The sequence below is a fragment of the Streptomyces sp. NPDC093260 genome, assembly GCF_040683715.1.
In the GTDB taxonomy this organism is placed as follows: domain Bacteria; phylum Actinomycetota; class Actinomycetes; order Streptomycetales; family Streptomycetaceae; genus Streptomyces; species Streptomyces sennicomposti.
Window position 1 is genome coordinate 28,036 of the sequence record NZ_JBFBEK010000043.1, and the last position, 19,749, is coordinate 47,784.

General features: G+C 74.1%; 13 protein-coding genes, 1 tRNA gene and 1 riboswitch. Of the genes, 8 read left to right on the forward strand and 6 right to left on the reverse strand.

Annotation, left to right across the window (positions count from 1 at the left end; translation table 11 throughout):
- Positions 1-52 precede the first annotated feature (52 nt).
- The 4 genes from AB0N63_RS33940 (at position 53) to AB0N63_RS33955 (ending at position 4,129) form a co-directional block, all read left to right on the forward strand.
- Positions 53-1,306, forward strand: coding sequence for a dihydrofolate reductase family protein (locus AB0N63_RS33940; protein WP_365535403.1), 1,254 nt, complete (start codon positions 53-55; stop codon positions 1,304-1,306).
- Positions 1,307-1,353: 47 nt separating this feature from the next.
- A tRNA-Met gene (locus AB0N63_RS33945) sits at positions 1,354-1,427 on the forward strand.
- Between the two features lie 414 nt (positions 1,428-1,841).
- Positions 1,842-1,999, forward strand: a riboswitch (cyclic di-AMP (ydaO/yuaA leader).
- An 11-nt stretch (positions 2,000-2,010) separates the two neighbouring features.
- Entirely contained in the window at positions 2,011-3,078 is a 1,068-nt protein-coding gene (locus AB0N63_RS33950; RefSeq protein WP_365535406.1) for a M23 family metallopeptidase, read from the forward strand.
- Positions 3,079-3,184: 106 nt separating this feature from the next.
- Positions 3,185-4,129, forward strand: a complete 945-nt coding sequence (locus AB0N63_RS33955) for an aldo/keto reductase (protein WP_365535409.1) — start codon at positions 3,185-3,187, stop codon at positions 4,127-4,129.
- A 61-nt stretch (positions 4,130-4,190) separates the two neighbouring features.
- Here the strand turns inward: AB0N63_RS33955 and AB0N63_RS33960 are convergent, their stop codons facing one another.
- The 4 genes from AB0N63_RS33960 to AB0N63_RS33975 form a co-directional block, all read right to left on the reverse strand.
- Entirely contained in the window at positions 4,191-5,693 is a 1,503-nt protein-coding gene (locus tag AB0N63_RS33960) for a PrsW family intramembrane metalloprotease (protein WP_365535411.1), read from the reverse strand.
- Between the two features lie 149 nt (positions 5,694-5,842).
- The gene (gene trmB / locus AB0N63_RS33965; RefSeq protein WP_365535414.1) at positions 5,843-6,670 is read right to left on the reverse strand and encodes a tRNA (guanosine(46)-N7)-methyltransferase TrmB; all 828 of its coding nucleotides are present in this window, start codon (positions 6,668-6,670) and stop codon (positions 5,843-5,845) included.
- A gap of 220 nt (positions 6,671-6,890) precedes the next feature.
- On the reverse strand, positions 6,891-8,102 hold the full coding sequence (lhgO, locus tag AB0N63_RS33970) for an L-2-hydroxyglutarate oxidase (protein WP_365535416.1): 1,212 nt from the start codon (positions 8,100-8,102) through the stop codon (positions 6,891-6,893).
- A gap of 160 nt (positions 8,103-8,262) precedes the next feature.
- On the reverse strand, positions 8,263-9,687 hold the full coding sequence (locus AB0N63_RS33975; protein ID WP_009189412.1) for a hypothetical protein: 1,425 nt from the start codon (positions 9,685-9,687) through the stop codon (positions 8,263-8,265).
- A 682-nt stretch (positions 9,688-10,369) separates the two neighbouring features.
- Here AB0N63_RS33975 and AB0N63_RS33980 point away from each other — a divergent pair.
- Entirely contained in the window at positions 10,370-12,469 is a 2,100-nt protein-coding gene (locus AB0N63_RS33980) for an asparagine synthase-related protein (RefSeq protein ID WP_365535418.1), read from the forward strand.
- Between the two features lie 371 nt (positions 12,470-12,840).
- Here AB0N63_RS33980 and AB0N63_RS33985 read toward each other — a convergent pair whose 3' ends face one another.
- Positions 12,841-13,632 carry a helix-turn-helix domain-containing protein gene (locus tag AB0N63_RS33985; RefSeq protein WP_365535421.1) on the reverse strand — a complete coding sequence of 264 codons (792 nt, stop codon included), beginning with the start codon at positions 13,630-13,632 and terminating at the stop codon, positions 12,841-12,843.
- A gap of 393 nt (positions 13,633-14,025) precedes the next feature.
- On the opposite strand from AB0N63_RS33985, the gene AB0N63_RS33990 reads away from it, so the two are divergent.
- Together AB0N63_RS33990 and AB0N63_RS33995 are read left to right on the forward strand one after the other, a co-directional pair.
- Entirely contained in the window at positions 14,026-15,402 is a 1,377-nt protein-coding gene (locus tag AB0N63_RS33990; RefSeq protein ID WP_365535424.1) for an NAD(P)/FAD-dependent oxidoreductase, read from the forward strand.
- Positions 15,403-15,654: 252 nt separating this feature from the next.
- On the forward strand, positions 15,655-17,334 hold the full coding sequence (locus AB0N63_RS33995) for a SpoIIE family protein phosphatase (protein WP_365535427.1): 1,680 nt from the start codon (positions 15,655-15,657) through the stop codon (positions 17,332-17,334).
- Between the two features lie 86 nt (positions 17,335-17,420).
- Here the strand turns inward: AB0N63_RS33995 and AB0N63_RS34000 are convergent, their stop codons facing one another.
- Entirely contained in the window at positions 17,421-18,686 is a 1,266-nt protein-coding gene (locus tag AB0N63_RS34000) for an MFS transporter (RefSeq protein ID WP_365535432.1), read from the reverse strand.
- Positions 18,687-18,853: 167 nt separating this feature from the next.
- Here AB0N63_RS34000 and AB0N63_RS34005 point away from each other — a divergent pair, with 167 nt between their 5' ends.
- Positions 18,854-19,405 carry a MarR family transcriptional regulator gene (locus tag AB0N63_RS34005; RefSeq protein WP_365535429.1) on the forward strand — a complete coding sequence of 184 codons (552 nt, stop codon included), beginning with the start codon at positions 18,854-18,856 and terminating at the stop codon, positions 19,403-19,405.
- Positions 19,406-19,749: the final 344 nt, after the last annotated feature.

Here is a 19,749-nt window from a genome sequence, read left to right on the forward strand (position 1 = left end):
CGGTCCCCCTCACCTCGCCCGCCCCCCGTCCCGGCTCCTGGAGAATGCGTCGATGCCCCTCCCGTACGTCCTGCTGTCCGCCGCCGTCTCCCTCGACGGCTACCTGGACGACACCGGCCCCGACCGCCTCCTGCTGTCCGGCCCCGCCGACTTCGACCGGGTGGACGAGGTACGGGCGTCCGTGGACGCGATCCTCGTCGGCGCCGGCACCCTGCGCGCCGACAACCCGCGGCTGCTGGTCAACTCGCCCGAGCGGCGCGGCGCCCGGGTCGCCGCCGGGCAGCCCGAGTACCCGCTGAAGGTCACGGTCAGCGCCTCCGGCGAGCTGGACCCCCGGGCGCGCTTCTGGCACACGGGCGGCGCCAAGGCCGTCTACACGACCGACGCGGGCGCCGAACGCCTGCGCCGCACGGGCCTCGCCCCGGCCACCGCGCCCGCCGACCGGCCGTCCTCCCCGCCTGCTGACCAGCCGTCCCCCATGCCCGCCGTCGCCCCGCCGCCCCCCGCACAGCCCGGTGCCGCGGAGACCGGCCCCGTCCACATCGTTCCGCTCGGTCCCGAGCTGGACTGGCGCCGCCTGCTGGAGCACCTGCACGACGTGTTCGGCGTGCGCCGGCTCATGGTCGAGGGCGGTGGCACGATCCACACGCAACTGCTTCAGCGGCAGCTCGCCGACGAGGTGCAGCTCGTGCTGGCCCCGCTGTTCGTGGGTGACCCCGCCGCGCCCCGGCTGTTCGGGCCGGGGGCGTACCAGCGCGGGCGCCTGCGGCTGGTGGAGACCCGGGCCGTCGAGGACGTGGTGCTCATGCGGTACGAGCCCACGGCGCCCGGCCCGGGCGGCCGGACCGTGCCCGCGGACCGGCACTGGCTGCGGATCGCCTGCGAGCTGGCGCTGCTGTGCCCGCCCTCGGCGACGGCGTTCAGCGTGGGTGCGGTGGTCGTCGCCGCCGACGGCACCGAGCTGGCGCGGGGCCACTCGCGGGAGGCCGGCGATCCCGTCGTGCACGCGGAGGAGGCGGCGCTGGCCAAGATCGATCCGGCGGACCCCCGGCTCCCGGGGGCCACGGTGTACAGCAGCCTGGAACCGTGCGCCCGACGCGCCTCCCGGCCGCGCCCGTGCGCCCGGCTGATTCTGGACGCCGACGTGCGGCGCGTGGTCACGGCCTGGCGGGAGCCGGACACGTTCGTCGAGGCGGCCGACGGGGCCGGCATCCTGGCGGCGGCCGGGGTGGAGGTCGTCGTCCTGCCGGAGTTCGAGGCGGCGGCCCGGGAGCCGAACCGGCACCTGGAGACGGGGCGCCGGTGAACGTGTGTGCAACCAGTCCCGAACATGGGATACACTGGTTTCACCGACGCGGGGTGGAGCAGCTCGGTAGCTCGCTGGGCTCATAACCCAGAGGTCGCAGGTTCAAATCCTGTCCCCGCTACTGAAGACTCAGGGCCGGAATCCGATCACAGGATTCCGGCCCTGAGTGTTTTCCGCGCCTGCCCGGGTCGTGCGCGTCTCGCGCGCCACACCTCATGCCGCACGCGCGTCCCGGCACCACACCACACGGCACCTCACCTCCCCCTCGGTGCTGTCACCGCACGTGAGCGGATGGTCCCCCTCCGCATAACAACTGACACACCATCACATCGCGCCGAGCGCCGACAGTGGTGAGCGGGGCTACGTGCATGGCCTGATCCTTGATCAACTCGCCCGACTTGCGACCCCCGTGGGTGTTATGTCTTGGCCAAAAAGGTTTAACGATCAAGACGGGCGGCTTGGAATCAAACCCCCGCGTCTATTAACGTTCGATAACGCAGCGCGGTCGTCCCAGCCGTCACAAGAGGCGGCTCCGTGCGCGCACGCGCCGAATCCCGCGAGGGAACCGGGGAACCACCACCTTGGGGTGAATCGCACGTCGTCCGCCGTGCCGTCATGGCCGGTCGACGCGCGTAGGAGACCTTCCCGCTCCGAACCCGTCAGCTAACCCGGTAGGCGACGCGGAAGGAAAGGAGCACGCCCGCGTGGCGTCCAACCGGCCAGCCTCCGAAGCCCCGTTCATGCCGAGCCAGCGCACCGAGTCCTTCGGTTACGGCGAGCGGCGTCCCGACGAGGGCCCCTGGGAGGAGTGGAACCCCACCGAGGAATCCCTCCGTCCCGTACGCGGCCGGCATCGCGTCGCCAAGCAGCGCGGCGGCGGGCTCGCGCGCAGCTCCACCGTCCTCGGCGTCGGTGTGATCGCCGCCGTCGGCGCGGGCGGCATGGCCAGCGCCAACACCGGCAAGCCGCCGGTCTCCATCTCCCTGCCCGACCTGCCCGCCGTGGACCACCTGCCCTCGGTCGGCTCGCTCTTCGACGACTCCGGCGAGGTCACCGCGGCCCCCGAGGGCTCGGCGACGGCGCTCAGCGACGTGGCCGAGGCCGCCTCCGTGCGGACCCAGGCCGGGCGGAGCACCACCGACGCGGGCGAGGCGCTGCGCAACCGGATCATGGCGCAGGCCGAGCAGCAGCAGGCGCAGGTCGAGGCGAAGGCCCGGGAGGCCACCGAGGCCGCCGCCGTGAAGAAGGCGCAGGCCGAAGCCGCCAAGGCCAAGGAGGAGGCTGAGGCCAAGGCCGCCGCCGAGAAGAAGAAGGCGGAGGAGGAGGCCGAGCGCAAGGCCGAGGAGGCGCGGCTGGCCGAGCTGGCCAAGCAGTACACGCTGCCGACCTCGTCCTACACGATCACCTCCACCTTCGGCCAGGCCGGTTCCATGTGGTCCTCCGGCCACCACACCGGCCTCGACTTCGCCGCGCCCACCGGCACCCTGATCAAGGCCGTCCACAGCGGCACCATCACCGAGGCCGGCTGGGCCGGCGCCTACGGCTACCGCACGATCCTCACCCTCGACGACGGCACCGAGCTGTGGTTCTGCCACCAGTCCTCGATCAGCGTCTCGGCCGGCCAGAAGGTGAGCACTGGCGAGGTCATCGGCCGGGTCGGCGCCACCGGCAACGTCACTGGCCCGCATCTGCACCTGGAGGTCCACCCGGGCGGGCAGGCCACCGGCATCGACCCGATGGCCTGGTTGAACGGCAAGGGCCTCAACCCCTGAGCCGACCTCGGACGGCGGTGGTGCCGGGCTCTGTTCGCGCGATCTTTGCGTCCCGGCCCGGCGAGGCACGGAACGGGCCGTTCCGCCGTGGCCGTTGATGTCGTACATGACTTCTCTCCGCAAGCTCGGCCAGTCCGGCCTCGAGGTCTTCCCGCTCGCCCTCGGCGGCAACGTCTTCGGCTGGACGGCCGACCAGACCCAGTCCTTCGCCGTGCTCGACGCCTACACGGCGGCCGGCGGCAACTTCGTCGACACCGCCGACTCCTACTCCGCGTGGATCGAGGGCAACCACGGCGGCGAGTCCGAGACGATCATCGGCAAGTGGATCAAGGAACGCGGCAACCGCTCCGACATCGTCGTCGCCACCAAGGTCAGCCAGCACCCCGACTTCAAGGGCCTGTCCGCCGCCAACATCAGGGCCGCGGCCGACGCCTCCCTCAAGCGCCTCGGCACCGACTACATCGACCTGTACTACACCCACTTCGACCAGCCCGAAGTGCCCGTCGAGGAGATCATCGGCGCCCTGGACGAGCTGGTGAAGGCGGGCAAGGTGCGGCAGATCGGCGCCTCCAACATCTCCGCCGAGCGCCTGAAGGCGTCCCTGGAGTTCTCCGAGCGCGAGGGCCTGGCCCGCTACGTCGCGCTCCAGCCGCACTACAACCTCGTCTCCCGCGACACCTACGAGGGCGAACTGCAGGACCTCGCCGAGCGGGCCGGCCTGGCCGCGGTGCCGTACTACGCGCTGGCCTCCGGCTTCCTGACCGGCAAGTACCGGCCGGGCGCGACGGTGGACAGCGCGCGGGCCCAGGGCGCCGCCAAGCACCTGGCCACCGAGCGCGGCCAGAAGGTCCTCGCCGCCCTGGACGAGGTCGCCCGCGCCCATGACGCCGAGGTCGCCACGGTGGCCCTGGCCTGGCTCGCGGCGCAGCCCACGGTGGTCGCCCCGATCGCCTCGGCGCGGACCGTGGAACAGCTGCCGCCCCTGCTCGCCGTCGCCGGGCTGCGGCTCACGGACGACGAGATCGGCAGGCTGACCGAGGCCTCCGCCTGAGCCGCCCGGCCGCCCGGCGCCGCTCCTCGTAGCGGCGGGGCGCCAGGACCGCGCGAGGGCTCTAGGGCTGCGTCCGGTACGGGTTGTACGCGGGGTACGGCGTCGTCGGCGCGCCGGGGGAACCGTACGACCCGTGCGGCCCGGTCCCCTGCGCTCCGGGATGCGCCCGCCCGGGCGCTCCGGGGCCGCCCGGGGGATACCCGTGACCGAACGATCCGGGGCCGGCGGTCTGAGGGCGCGGGCCGAAGCCGGGGCCCTGGGGGTGCGGCGCGCCGTAGCGCTGGGACTGGCCGTACACGCCGTACACCGGCCACGGCGGGGCGACGACCCGGACCGGCGGCGCGGTCATCCGGGCCGCGTGGTCGAGCGCGGGCTGCGCCACCTCGCGCCCGCGCCACATCTCGTGCAGCAGCTGCTGCTCGCGGGCGACGAAGTCAGGGCCGACCCGGCCGAGGCGGCCCCGGCGGCGCAGGAACGCCAGCGAGGTCGCGCACGCCTCGTACCGGGCGACGGTGCGGGCCGCGGGCTTGCCGAGGTGCCGGGCGGCGTACTCCCGGGCCACCCGGCGGGCCCGCATGGACCCGAGGGCGAAGGGTTCCGCCGGGGTCAGCCACCCGGCGGCCGCGTAGGCCGGCAGCTCCTCGCGGACGGTGCGCAGCTCGCGCTGGCGGGTCCAGACGACCAGCCAGGTGAGCAGTCCGAGGGCGGGCAGCATGAAGGCGCCGTACACCGCGAAGAAGCCGTACTCGCCGAAGGTCGAGGAGCTGTTCCAGAAGGCGTGCATGCCCATCGCCAGCAGCAGTCCGGCCGGCGGCAGCAGGAGGCGGCGCATCCGGTGGCGTTCGGCGGACAGGGACGCGGCGATGCCGAAGCCGATGCCGGTGAAGACGGTGAACAACGGGTGCGCGAAGGGCGACATCACCACGCGCACGAAGAAGGTGGCGGCGGTGACGGAGGCGATGCCCCGGCCACCGGTCATCTGGTCGGCGCCGAAGGCGGTGCCGAGGTAGAGGATGTTCTCGGTGAACGCGAAGCCGGTCGCGGTCACCCCGGCTATCACCACCCCGTCGACGATGCCGGTGAAGTCGCGTCTGCGGAAGAGGAAGACCAGCAGCACGGCGGCGGCCTTCGCGGACTCCTCCACGATCGGGGCTATCACGGTGGCGCCGAGGGTGTCGGCCCCGGCCGGATCGGCGGTCGCCGTGGCGATCCACTTGGTGGCGAAGCTGTTGGCGACGATGGCGATGAGCGCCGCCGCGCAGGCGCCCCAGGCGAACGCGAACACCATGTTGCGCCAGGGCCCCGGATCGACCCGGTCCAGCCAGCGGAAGGCGGCTGTCAGCAGCGGCACCGGCAGTACGGCCAGAGCGAGCCCGACGAGGAAGCCCTCGGTGCCGGTCTGCCGCCGCACGAGGGCGAGGATGACGAGCCCGGACAGCGCCAGCAGGGCGGCCAGAGCGCCGTACCGCACCCACCGTTTCTGCCACCAGTGGGAGTGTCGCGGCGGGCCGCCCAGGGGGGCGGGGCCGCTGGGATGCGTCGGGTACGGGGGACAGGTGGCCACGTGATTGACCCTAACGAGGGAGGGGACCGCCCGCGACGGTGTATCGCGGTTCCGGCACGGGCGGTACGGAGACCTGTGCGGTCCCGGGACCTGTGCGGTCGTGGGACCTGTGAAGTCGTGCGACCTGTGTGGTCCTGAGCGTCCCGCGGCTAGCCGCGCCGGCCGTCGTGGGGTACGCGGCGGAAGAGCAGGTCGTTCACCACGTGCCCCTTCTCCAGGCCCTGGCTCTCGAAGCGCGTCAGGGGGCGGAAGTCGGGGCGGGGCGCGAAGCCGCCGTCGCCGCGGGTGTTCTCGAAGCCGGGGTGCGCGGTCAGCACGTCGAGCATCTGTTCGGCATACGGCTCCCAGTCGGTCGCGCAGTGGACGACCGCCCCTGGGCGCAGCCGGGCGGCGGCCAGCGTCAGGAACTCGGGCTGGATCAGCCGCCGCTTGTGGTGCCGCTTCTTGGGCCAGGGGTCAGGGAAGTAGACCCGCAGGCCGTCGAGGGAGTCGGGGGTGAGCATCTCGCGCAGCAGGATGATCGCGTCCCCGTTGGCGACCCGGACGTTCGTCAGCCCGTGCCGCTCGGCGAGGGCGAGCAGATTGCCCTGGCCGGGGGTGTGGACGTCCACGGCGAGCACGTTGGTGCCGGGATCGGCGGCCGCCATCCGCGCGGTGGCCTCGCCCATCCCGAACCCGATCTCCAGCACGACGGGACGGTCGTCGCCGAACAGCTCGGCGAGGTCGAGGATCCGCTGCCCGTCGATGTCGAGCCCCCACTGGGGCCACAGCCGCTGGAGCGCCTCCGCCTGTCCGGCGGTGACCCGGCTGCGCCGGGGCTGGAAACTCCGGATCCGCCGCTCGAAGTGCGACCCGGCCGGATCGGCCTTGGGCCCGTCGGGAAACCGGGGCTCCCCCTTGGCCCGACCGTGCCGAACGACTCCGTCGCCCTCGGGCACGGACGGATGAGCGGGGGAGAGATTCAAGGACTCAGACACAGTGCCCCAATTTTACGGCCAGCCGCACCCTTACCAGAGCGGTCCGCGGCCACCAGCCCGTCCGGCGCTCGAGGACGAGGCGGGCCGGGCCGATGCTGGGGTCTGGGGGCGTAGCCACCGGGGACGGCACGGGTAAGGGCGGCTGACCCCGGAAGCCGCACACCCCGCAACCATCCCGCACCTCCCCGCAAGCCCCACGAGCCCCCCGCATCCGCGGACCTCACGCCTCCCCCAACGCCCCCAGCGCCCTCCGGGCGACCTCCCGCCCGATCGGCAGCGAAGCGGTCGCCGCGGGCGACGGAGCGTTCAGCACATGCACCGCCCGCTCCCCCTCCCGGATCAGGAAGTCGTCCACCAGCGTCCCGTCCCGCAACACGGCCTGCGCCCGCACCCCCGCGGGCGCCGCCACCAGATCGCCTTCCTCCACCGCCGGCAGCAACCTCCGCACCGCCTGTGTGAACGCCCCCTTGGACACCGACCGCCGCAGCTCCCCCGCCCCGTACCGCCAGTGCCGCCGGGCGATCCGCCACGACCCCGGCCAGCCGAGCGTCCCGGCCAGCTCCCGCGGCCGGACGACCCCCCAGCCGTACCCCTCGCGCGCCAGCGCCGGCACCGCGTTGGGCCCGATGTGCACGCCGCCGTCGATCCCGCGCGTGAGGTGCACGCCGAGGAACGGGAACGCCGGGTCCGGCACCGGATACACCAGCCCCCGCACCAGCTCCGGCCGCGCCAGCTCGTAGTACTCCCCGCGGAACGGCACGATCCGCATCCCCGGGTCGTCCCCGGTCAGCCGTGCCACCTCGTCGCACCGGAGCCCCGCGCAGTTCACCAGCACCCGCCCGCGCACGACGTCGCCGCGCGCCGTGCGGACGGCCACGCCCAGCCCGGGGCGGCGGTCCACCTGGACGACCCGCGCCCCGTAGCGGATCTCCGCGCCGGAGGCGGCGGCCAGCTGCCGGGCCACGCCGGTGTAGTCGCAGATCCCGGTGGTGCCCACCTGGATCGCGGCCAGTCCGCGCACCTCCGGCTCGTACTCCGCGATCTGCGCGGCGCCCAGCTCGCGCACCGGGATCCCGTTCTCCCGGCCGCGCTGCACCAGGGCGTGCAGCCGGGGCAGCTCCTCGCGCGAGGTCGCGACGATCAGCTTGCCGGTGACGGCGTGCGCGACGCCGTACTCGGCGCAGAACTTGACCATCTCGGCCGCGCCCCGCACCGCGTACCGCGCCTTCAGGGAGCCGGGCCGGTAGTAGATGCCGCTGTGGATCACGCCGCTGTTGCGGCCCGTCTGGTGCCGGGCCGGGCCCGGCTCCTTCTCCAGCACGGTCACCCGCGTGCCGGGCGCGGCCCGCGTGATCGCGTACGCCGTCGACAGCCCGACGATCCCGCCGCCGACCACCAGCACGTCGCAGTCGTGAGCGATCCTCGGCCGCATCCGCTCCACCTCCCGCTTCGATAGTGCACCGTGCCACTGACAATGCTCCCGGAGCGGGTGGCGGACGCGCACCGGAGTGCCCGTCCGGGGCCCGTCTCGGGCGGGCACTCCGGTACGCGGGCGGACGACCTGGCGGGAGCCGGCCCGACGGCGGACGGCCCTAGGCGGGGGTCACCAGCAGCGGCCGGGCGCGCTCGCGCAGCTCTGCCACGCGGGGCTCGTCGCCGTAGGGCTCCAGCCGGTGCAGGAGGTCCTTGACGTACTCCGTGGTGCGCGCCGAGGAGATCCGCCCGGCGACCTCCACCGCCCGCACACCCTGCTCGCAGGCCGCGTCCAGGTTGCCCGACTCCAGCTCGGCGACCGCGGAGACGACGAGCCTGAGGCCGTGCGAGCGCACGAACTCCTCCGTCGGCTTCGACAGCGCCTGCTCGGTGAAGCGGCGGACCTGGCGGGGGGCCTTCAGGTCGCGGTAGCACTCGGCGGCGTCGGCGGCGAACCGGTCGTAGCCGTAGAAGCCGAGCCAGCTCGGGTCGTTGTCGCCCTCGCGGGAGCGCTCCAGCCAGCCCTCGGCCGCCTTCAGGGCCGCGCCGGCCGCCTGGGCGTCCCCCGCGCGCGCGTGGGCGCGTGCCTCCACAAGGCGGAAGAAGCTCATGGTGCGGGCCGTGGCCAGGCCCCGGTTGCGCTCCAGGGCTGCCTGCGCGAGGTCGACGCCCTCGTCGCCGAAGCCGCGGTAGGTGGCCTGGAGGGACATCGACGCCAGGACGTAGCCCCCGAGGGGCACGTCGGCGGCCGCGCGGGCCAGGCGCAGCGCCTGGATGTAGTAGCGCTGCGCGGCCTCCTGCTGGCCGGTGTCGAAGGCCATCCAGCCGGCCAGCCGGGTCAGTTCGGCGGACGCGCCGAACAGGGCCCTGCCGACCTCGTCGGAGTACGAGCCGAGCAGCAGCGGGGCCGCCTCGACCCGCAGGCACTCGGGAACCATCGAGGAACGCCAGTCGCCGCCTCCGTACTTGGAGTCCCAACGCCGTGCGTCCTCGGCGGCCTCGCGCAGCTTCCGCACATCGCTGTGGCCGACTTTGATCGGCGCGCCCGAGCCCTCCGCCGTGTTCGCCTCGCGCGCCACCGAGCTGTCGGCCGGGGTTATCAGCCACCGGGAGGCGGGAGTGGCGTACGCGGTCACGGCGAACGAGCCGGCCAGCGACTGCCAGATGCCGCCGGTGCCGGCCCGGCGGCCGGCCAGGTCGAGGCGGTACAGCTCGGTCGCCGACTTCACCGCCTGGCCGACGTCCCGGGGGAAGGCGAGGCCGACCTCGGGTGCGGGGTCCGCGTCGGCCAGGCCGATCTCGTGCAGCGGGACCGGACGGCCGAGCTTCTGGCCGATGGCGGCGGCGATGAGGTGCGGGGCCGCGCCCTGGGGCACCATCCCCTTCGACACCCAGCGCGCCACGGACGTCTTGTCGTAGCGAAGAGTCAACCCGCGCTGTGCGCCCAGGTCGTTGACGCGCCGTGCCAGCCCTGCGTTGCTGATTCCCGCGAGGGCGAGAACGGCGCCGAGTTTCTCGTTCGGCCCGCGTTGCTCCCTGGACATGCGCCACCCCTCGACACAGACGGCTGCCGCGCTGGCATAACCACGCGGCATTCGTAAACCCAGCGTAGTTCGCCGCATCCCAAGCGTTAAGGGGCATTCTTCCGGATGGCGGGATTGTGGTCCGCACGGGAGTACGGGGTCTGCACGCAGGGTGGCGGCGTGCTCCCGATGTGTGGCCGTGCGCCCGTGCGTGCGCTCTACTCCGGCCACCGGGGGAGCGATTCCATGGTTTGGCGTGGGTCGGCCCGCTGTACTGGATCCAGTGGGCTGGGGGACACCGCCGCCTACATCCCCGCGGGCGGCGGACCGGTCCGGGAGGCGAACTCCGCCTCCCGGACCGTGCGTTGCCGCCGGGCCGCGCCGGCCGTGTACGGAGCGTGCGCACCCCTGTTCGCCGAACTCCGATTTGGCTGAAAATAGCCCCATCGTCCTGCAGTCGATTTCCGTCCCCACCACGGCACTTGACGGCGCGCGGGGTGTTGTGGGGAGCGCATCAGGGGGCGCATTCAGGTCGCGACGACCTTGCGCCGTAGGGCCGTTCGCCATCGGCGCGGCCGGCGCGCCAGGGCGCGCACCGTGTGCCCGAGGCGGCTCCGCCTCCCCTCCGGCACGCCTCCTTCGTGGCAGCATGGTGACCGGTTCGTACGGTGCACCTGGTTGTCCGCGGTCCGTGGAGGCGTCGATGCGGTGGTTGGTGGGGTGGAGCAGCGCCGCCGCGGGGGCCGACCGGATCGGTTCCGCCGGCGCCACCGGATACGACGGCGAGACCGTGCAGCCGGTGGGCTCCCAGCTCCTGTGGGGCGATCCCGACCCGCTGTGGGCGGTCGGCGACTGGCGGCCCGACGAGGTCCGCGTGGTGCAGGCCGACGCGCAGACCAGGATCGCGGTGCTCGGCACCTGCGGCGCCTCCGACGAACAGCTGCGGGTGGGCCTGTTCGCGGCGCGCGGGGGCGCACTGCGGCATCTGACCGCCTGGCCCGGCAGCTACACGGCGGTCGTCCAGGTGGGCCGCCGCATCACCGTCTGCGGCGATCTCGCGGGCGCGCGCCCGGTCTTCCACACGCCGTGGGCCGGCGGCACGGCCTACGCGACGGCCGCGCTGCCGCTGGCCGACCTGGTCGAGGCCAACCTCGACTTCGCGCACCTGGCCGCCCTGCTCGCCGCCCCCGACGTCCCGGCCGCGCTGCACGACTCCACGCCCTACGAGGGCGTACGGCGCATCCCGCCCGGCCACGCGCTGATCCTGCGCGCCGGAGCGCGCGAGGTCGCCGGGTACGAGCCGGTCGCCTCCCTCGCCGTCGCGGCGCCCCCGGCCGACCCCGACAGCGCCGTCGACGCGGTGCGCGACGCCCTGGTCGAGGCCGTCCGGGCCCGGCTCTCCGCGCCCCGGCACGTGCCCGACATCGACCCCGGCCCGGTGCCCGGCATGGGCCCGGCCGAACGGCGCGCGGCCCGCGGGATGCCGGTGCCCGGCATCGGCGCGGACCTGTCCGGCGGCCCCGCCTCGGGCACGCTCGCGCTGCTGGCGGCCGGCCTGCCGGGCAACCCCGGCACGCTCCTCGGCCACGGCACGGGCGCCGGCGAGCGCCTGCTGGCCGTCACCTTCAACGACCTCGCCGTCGGCGGCCGCGAGGCCGAGCTGGAGCGCGCCGGCGCCCTCGCCGCCAACCCGCGCCTGCACCACGTGGTCGTCACCGGCGGCGAGGACGTCCTGCCCTACGCCGACCTGGACGGCCCGCTCACCGACGAGCCCGGACCGTCCCTGGTCCTGGCGGCCCGGCACCGCGCCCGGCTGGCCTCGGGCAGCGCCGACCACTTCACCGGCTACGGCGCCCGCCAGGTGCTCGACGCGCATCCCGCGCGCCTCGCCGACCTCCTGATGGACCGCAAGCGGCGCCACCTCGTGCGGCCCGTCGCCGCGCTCACCAGAGCCGACGGCTCCGTGCTGGTGCCCGCGCGGGTGTACGGCGCGGCCCGCCGACTGGCCCGCATGCCGTACCGCGCCGGCCTGGAGAGCCTGGCCGAACGGCTGCTGCACCGCCGTTTCGACGAACCCTCGGGCGCGGTCGGGGCGTCGCTGGCCGCGCTCACCTGGGGCGGGCCCGGTCCCGCCGCGCGCTGGCTGACCGGCGAGGCGCTGGCTGAAGTATCGGTTCGCCTCCAGGGGGCGACGTCCCGCTCCGGCGCCGGTCCGGGCCAGCGGCCGGGCGACCACCGCGCCCGGGCCGCCCTGGCGCGGCACGCCGCGGACGTACGCGTCCTCGAGCAGGCTGCGGAGATCCGCTCCCAGCGGCTGCACACGCCCTTCCTCGACAACCAGGTCGTCCGCGCCTGCCGCGCCCTCCCGGAGGCCCTGCGCGTCCAGCCGGGCGCCCGCGCGGCCATCCTGCGGACCGTCCTGGAGGGTGCCGGGGTCGGCGAACTGCCGCCCGGCTGGGGCGCGCCCTCGCACGCCCCAGCCGCCGTCGCCGCCCGCGCGGGGCTGCGGGTGGCCGTGGACGGGCTGATGGACCTGTTCGCCACCCCGCTGCTCGCCGAGGCGGGCCTCGTGGAGGCACGGGTGGTCCGCAAGGCCCTGCGCGCGGCGGCCCAGGGCGAGCCGCTGCCCCTGGACGGCCTGGCGGACCTGGTCTCCCTGGAGATGTGGCTGCGCCGCCTGCTCGCCCGCAGGGGCACGTGCTGGACCGGCACCCCGGCCCGGGCCCGAGCGGTCCCGTCGGGCATCGTCCCCCAACGCGGCGCCCTGGCCTCGGGCGGCGGTGCGTTGACCTCCGGCGGGTGAGGGGGATGTGCTCGCGCGGGGGTGCGGCGGCCTCCCGCGGGTGAGTACGGGCTGCTGGGGTGGGGCGCGCCGCCTCCCGCGGGGTGAGCGGGGGTGCGTGGGCTCCGGCCGGATGAACGGGACGCGCTTGCGCGGGGTGCGTCCGCGGAAGCGCGTCACCCGTCGAGCAGTGCAGTCACCCGCCGTGGACGTGCGTCAACCATCGAGCAGCGCAGTCACCCGTCCGGGGACGGCACCGCCCGTTCGGCGACGTCCCCTGCGGGCAGGCCGGCTCTCCGTACGGCGCTGACGGAGCGGCAGGCGACGGCCGTCGTCGCCCCGCGCGCACCCGGCCCCCGCACCGCAGCCCGCCGGCCGTGACGCCCCGCCGCTCACGCCGGCCGGGAGCGCAGCCCCTCCAGCAGGATGTCCAGCAGGCGGGCCGAGGCGGCCGCCTGCTGGGCCGCGTCGGGGAGCGAGGGCGCCGCCGTCGCGATGACCAGCAGGACGTCCGACACCGAGACGCCCGCCCGCAGTTCACCCGCCGAGCGGGCCCGCTCGACCAGCCGCCCGACGACCTCCAGCAGCGCCGCCACTCCCGCGTCCTCGACCGCGGGGTCGGCGGCGAGCGCCGCCCCGGTCTCGTCGGCCACGAGCCGCAGCTCTCCCGCGCCCGGCTGGGTCCGCTGCTGCGGCAACCGGGCGCCGTCCGGCCCGGCCGCGCCGTCGGCGTGCTCCTCGCCGACCCCGACCCGCAGCACCTGCGGCGGCAGCAGCCGCCCCGCGCCGGAGGCGACCGAGGTGCGCAGGAAGCGCGAGAGCGCCGCCCACGCGTCGTCCTCCTGGCCGAGCGCGGCCCGCGCCTGGTCGGTGAGCCGGGAGGTCTCCTCCTCGGCTATCCGCCGCACCAGCACGTCCTTGCTCGGGAACCGCCGGTACACCGTGCCGACGCCGACCCGCGCGCGCCGCGCCACGTCCTCCATCGGCGCGCCGTAACCGAGTTCGCCGAAGACCTCGCGCGCCGCCCTGAGCACATGCTCGAGGTTGCGCTGCGCGTCCACCCTGAGCGGCGTGGTCCGCGCCGCCCGGGACTCGTCCCCGCGGCTGCCCGTGGCCGTGCCCATCGCGCCGCCGCCGGTCGTGAGGGCGGACGCGGTCGACCAATGCGTGTCCTGAATGTGCATGAATGTTCCCCCGGTGATGATGTCTCCCCCCGGAGACTCCCCGCCACTGAACGCGAGGTGCGCTGAAGCGGGAATCGCACACGATCGAGTCCGTCCCCGAGATCCGGTGAGATCCCGCGGACTCGTCCGCCCCCGTCCCCTGCACCCCGTCGACACGAACATAGTTGAGTGGGGGTCAATTCAGAAGAGGCAGGTTCCGCCCGGAGCGCCCCCCGATCGGACTACGGGTCGCAAACGCCCGGATTGCATCCCTCCGCGCCCCCCCTCCCACCCTCGCTGACCTGCGCTCCTCCCCTACACGGCGCTGATTCGGCCAACCCCGGCGCGCACCGGCCCGCCGTCGTGCGAATCGCCGGGCCTGTGGACAAACGACCGTCACGGGTGCGTCATGGGATGGTGAAGGAACGTGCGCGCATTCTCGTTGTCGGCGGCGGCTACGTCGGGATGTACACGGCCCTGCGCCTCCAGCAGCGGCTGAGACGGGAGCTGAGGCGGGGCACGGCCGAGATCACGGTCGTCACCCCCGACCCCTATATGACGTACCAGCCGTTCCTGCCCGAGGCGGCCGCCGGCGCCATCTCCCCCCGGCACGTCGTCGTGCCGCTGCGCCGCGTCCTCGACCAGTGCCGCGTCGTCGTCGGCGAGGCGACGGCCGTCGACCACGCGCGCCGCACCGCCACCGTCACCACCCTCGCCACCGAGGAGAGCGGCGGCAGCGAGGAACTGACGTACGACGAACTCGTGCTCGCCCCGGGCTCCGTCTCGCGCACCCTGCCCATCCCCGGCCTGATCGACTACGGCATCGGGTTCAAGACGGTCGAGGAGGCCATCGGCCTGCGCAACCACGTCATCGAACAGATGGACATCGCCTCCTCCACCCGCGACCCCGAGATCCGCGACGCCGCCCTCACCTTCGTCTTCGTCGGCGGCGGCTACGCGGGCGTGGAAGCGCTCGGCGAGCTGGAGGACATGGCCCGCTACGCCACGCGGTACTACCACAACATCAAGCCCGCCGACATGAAGTGGATCCTGGTCGAGGCCTCGGACCGCATCCTGCCCGAGGTCGGCGAGGAGATGGGCCGCTACACCGTCACCGAACTGCGCCGCCGCAACATCCAGGTCCTCCTGCACACGCGTCTGGAGTCCTGCGCCGACCGCGTCGCCGTCCTCAGCGACGGCCAGCGCTTCCCGACCCGGACGCTGGTGTGGACCGCCGGCGTCAAACCGCACCCCCTGCTCGCCGCCACCGACCTGCCCCGCGACGAGCGCGGCCGGCTCCGCTGCACCGCCGAGCTGACCGTGGACGGCGTCGAGCACGCGTGGGCCGCGGGCGACGCCGCCGCCGTCCCCGACGTCACCGCCGCCGAACCGGGCCGCGCCACCGCGCCCAACGCCCAGCACGCGGTCCGCCAGGCCCGGGTCCTCGCCGACAACATCGCCCACTCCCTGCGCGGCGAACCGCTGGAGACGTACGCGCACAAGTACGCCGGCTCGGTCGCCTCCCTGGGACTGCACAAGGGCGTCGCACAGGTGTACGGGCGCAAGGTGAAGGGCTACCCGGCCTGGTTCATGCACCGCGCCTACCACCTCAGCCGCGTCCCCACCGTCAACCGCAAGGCCCGGGTGCTGGCGGAATGGACACTGGCGGGACTCTTCAAACGGGAGATCGTCTCCCTCGGCTCCCTGGAACACCCCCGGGCCGAATTCGAACTCGCGGCCGGTGGAAAACACCCCCTGGACCCGAACATCAACCCGAAAGGGTCGTCCTGACCGAACCCAGGAACTCCGTGGCACGCCCCGGCGTCCAACGGATGTCGGCGCGCGGCGGCCGCACTGCCACACTGTCCCCGACCGAGGAGCGGCAGCCGCCGGAAGCGACCGCCGCCCCTCCGGCACCGCCCCCGCACGACCGCCCCGCCGCCCCGACCGGAGCGGCACGACCACGCGCTTCCGCCGCGCGGCCCCCACCCCACGGCCGGGCCCGGAGCCGGCCCGAGACGACCAGACACGAGGCAAGGATCCGTGAACTTCACGCGCTGGAGCGCCCGGCTCCCCGGCATCACCGGAACGCAGCGCCGCGCCGCAGCGCGGACCGACCTCGCCACCCCCCCGGAGCGGCGCGCCGACGGCTCCGTCCCCGCGGCCCGCGCCGGCCAGCCGGCCGACCCGGCGAACCCCGCGCCCGCCGTCGACGCCCTCCCCGCCCGCGAGGTGCTCGACCGCGTCCCGGCCCTCGTCGCCCTCGTGCACGGCCCCGACCACCGCCTCGCCTACGTCAACGGCGCCTACACGACGGCCTTCGGCGCCCGCCCCCTCGGCGAACCGGCCCGCGACGCCCTGCCCGAACTGCGCGCACTCGGCCTGCTCCCACTCCTCGACCAGGTCCTGCGCAGCGGCAGACCCCGCACCCTGAAGTCCCGCAAGGCCACCGACGGCCGCTCCTACACCTTCACCTGCACCCCGGCCGGCGAAGCCGCCGCCGACGACCGCACCGGCGGCCCCGGAGTGCTGGTCTTCGCCACCGACGTCACCGACCACGCCGAGGCCGCCGAACGCCTGCGGGCCAGCGAGCGACGCCAGCGCGAGACCGCGGTCACCCTCCAGCGCTCCCTGCTGCCCCAGGTCCTCGAACAGCCCGACGACCTGCGCATCGCCGCCACCTACCAGCCGGGCGGCACGGAGGCCGCCGTCGGCGGCGACTGGTACGACGTCATCACCCTCGGCGGCGGCCGTACCGCCCTGGTCATCGGCGACGTGATGGGCCGGGGCGTGCGCGCCGCCGCCGTCATGGGCCAGCTGCGCACCGCCGTCCGCGCCTACGCCCGCATGGACCTGCCGCCGCACGAGATCCTCCAGCTCCTGGACGGTCTCGCCGCCGAGATCGACGCCAACCAGATCGCCACCTGCGTCTACGCCGTCCACGATCCCAACGAGGGCCGGCTCGTGTACTCCTCCGCCGGCCATCTGCCGATCCTCGTCCGCGACGAGAACGGCACCGTCGTCCGCGCCGACGAACCCACCGGCCCGCCGCTCGGCACCGGCGGCTGGGTGCACTCCTCCGGCTCGGTCCCGCTCGGCCCCGGCTCCACCGCCGTCCTCTACACCGACGGCCTGGTCGAACGCCGGGACGAAGACCTCGACGAGGGCATCACCGCCCTGGAACGCGCCCTGGCCGGCGCCACCGGCACCCCCCAGGTCGTCTGCGACCGCCTCGTCCGCTCGGCCGGCGTCCAGGCCGACCACGACGACGACGTCGCCGTCCTCGTCCTCCAGCACCCCGCCCGCACCGGCCACGACGGCGAGCTCTTCCGCAACGCCGCCCTCGAACTGCTCGGCGGCGTCGAGGCAGCCCCCCGCGCGCGTGCCTTCGCCTCCGGCGTCCTCACCAGCTGGCGCTTCCCGGCCGAACTGCACGACCTCGGCGTCCTCGCGGCCAGCGAACTCGTCGCCAACTCCCTCCAGCACGGCACGCCCCCGATGCGGCTGCGGCTGCGCCGCACCGACCGCCGCCTCATCATCGAGGTCACCGACGGCGACGACCACCTCCCCAGGCGCCGCCGCGCCGAACCGGTGGACGAGTCCGGCCGCGGCATCGCCATCGTCGCCACCATCGCCTCCGGCTGGGGCGCCCGCCGCACCCCGGGCGGCGGAAAGGCGGTCTGGTGCGAGTTCCTCCTGCCGGCGAAACAGGAGTCGGCGTAGGAACGCGGAAGGCGGCCGCCACCCACAGGTGACGGCCGCCGTGCGCGTACGCGCGGGCCGGGAGGCCGTGCAGCCCCCGGAAGGGATCACGCCTCCGCGGCCACCGGCTCCGCGGCCGCCCCACCGCGCGCCACCACCCGGCTGCGCGCGGCCCACGGATGGTCCTGCGCCCTGGTGAGCGCCCGCCCCAGCCGCAGCGCCAGCACACTGACCCCCAGCGCGAACAGCAGGAACGTCACCACATACGGCCCCGGCAGCGCCGCCGCCAGCGGACCGCCCACCGCCGGACCGACCGCCAGCGCCAGCTGCTTCACCAGGGCGAACGCGGAGTTGTACTGCCCCGCGAGGCCGGCCGGCGCCAGATCGGCCACCAGCGGGGCCAGCGTCGGCGACAGCATCGCCTCGCCCAGCCCGAACAGCGCGTACGTCGACACGAAGGCAGCCGTCGCCATCGCCTGGCTGCCGTGCCCCAGCCCCGCGTACGCCGCCGCGGCCCAGGCGACCGCCCAGATGACGCCCACCGCGGCGATGACGCGGGACCGCCGCCGGCGCTCGACGAACTTCAGCACCGCGAACTGCGCCACCACGATCACCAGCGTGTTCGCCGCCAGCGCCGTCCCCAGCGTCGACGTCGATATCCCGGCGGCCTCCACGCCGTACGCGCTCAGCCCCGACTCGAACTGGCCGTAGCACGCGAAGAAGAGCACGAAGCCCAGCACGCACAGCTGCACCATGGCCCGGTTCCCCAGCAGCTGCCGCCACGCGCCCCGGCCCGCCGAACCGGCCGGAGCCTCCTCGACGCGCGGCGCGTGCGGCATCCGCACCGTCGCCATCAGCACGGCCAGCAGCAGGAACACCGTCGCCTCGATCGCGAACAGCAGGGTGAAGGACGACACCCGGGAAGTGTCGACCAGATGGCCGCCTATGAGACCGCCGACGCCCAGGCCCAGGTTCTGCAGGAAGAACTGCATCGCGAACGCCCTCGACCGCGTCTCCGCCGACGAGCAGTCCACGATCATCGTGGCCAGCGCCGGCTGCATCACGGCCTGCCCGGCGCCCAGCGCCGCCGCCGACACCAGCACGGTCGCGGCATCACCCGCCAGCCCCAGGCTCAGCGCGCCCAACGCGGCCAGGACCAGGGCGGCGAGCAGGACCGGCAGCGGGCCGCGCCGCACGATCGCCCGGCCGGCGAACGGCAGCACGATCAGCGCGGCCACGGCGAAGACGGCGAGCACCGAGCCCGCCGTCATGGCTCCAAGACCCCGCACCTGCGCCACATAGACGTACAGGTAGGGGACGGTGAAGCCGAGCCCGAACGCGCTGAGTGCGTTGCCCACGTGGATCCGGCGCATCGCTGCGCCCATCGCCCTGGTCACGTTCACCTCTCTCATCTCTCACGAACGTAGGTACTTGGGGTGCTCCAGTAGTTAGTACTGAAGACTTCGAAGCTAAACTTCGAAGCTAAACTGTACACCTGGAAGGACTTCGACGCCAAGCGGCCCCGTGCCATACTGCGGACATGGGCGACACCCCCGGCATCGGCAGCGAGCCGACCCTCGAAGAGCAGATCGCCGCCTACCAGCGCGAGTTCCAGGACCTCGACCCCCAGGTCGAGAAGATCGTCTCGGCGCTGTCCCGTCTGAACCGCCGGATGAACGTCGCCTACGGACGCCAGACCGCCGCCCTCGGCATCAGCAACGCCGAGTGGGAGGTCCTCAAGGCCCTCGTCCTCTCCGGCGCCCCGTACCGCATGGGCCCGAGCGAACTGGCCAAGCGGCTCGGCCTCACCCCGGCCGCCATGACCCACCGCATCGACCGCATGGTCGGCGAGGGCCTGGTCACCCGGGAGCGGGACGAGAACAACCGGGTCCGCGTCATCGTGGAGCTGACCCCCGAGGGCCGGGAGAAGTGGCTGGAGGCCATGCGCCTGGCGACGGTCTTCGAGGGCGATCTGCTCCAGGACCTCTCGCCCGCGGAGCGCACGGTGCTCGGCGAGGTCCTGACCAGGCTGCTGCGCCGGGTGGAGGACGCCCAGCCGGACGCCGGCGGCCGGCTCAGCGACCTCGACTGAAAAGATCTTGACAGGGGGTGCTTGACACGCCTCTACCCGATCCGTAAGGTTCTTCGGGTTGCCAGCGAGCCGTAACGGTTCTCCGGCGGCACCTCCCGCCGCACTGCGGCAAACAAACCACCAGCACGATCTCCCAGCCGGGTTGTATTTCGGTGTGCCCGAATTCAATTCGAATGGAGTTCGTCGATCCCGAACGGATCCGCGAGGAGCCGATTAGGAATCGCCGAGAAGATCCGCTAAGGTTTGAGACGTCGGAACGGCCCAACGGGCCGGGAAGACGGCCCCGCTGACCGGGGATCAGGTCGAGAAAAGATCTGATAGAGTCGGAACCGCCGGAAAGGGAA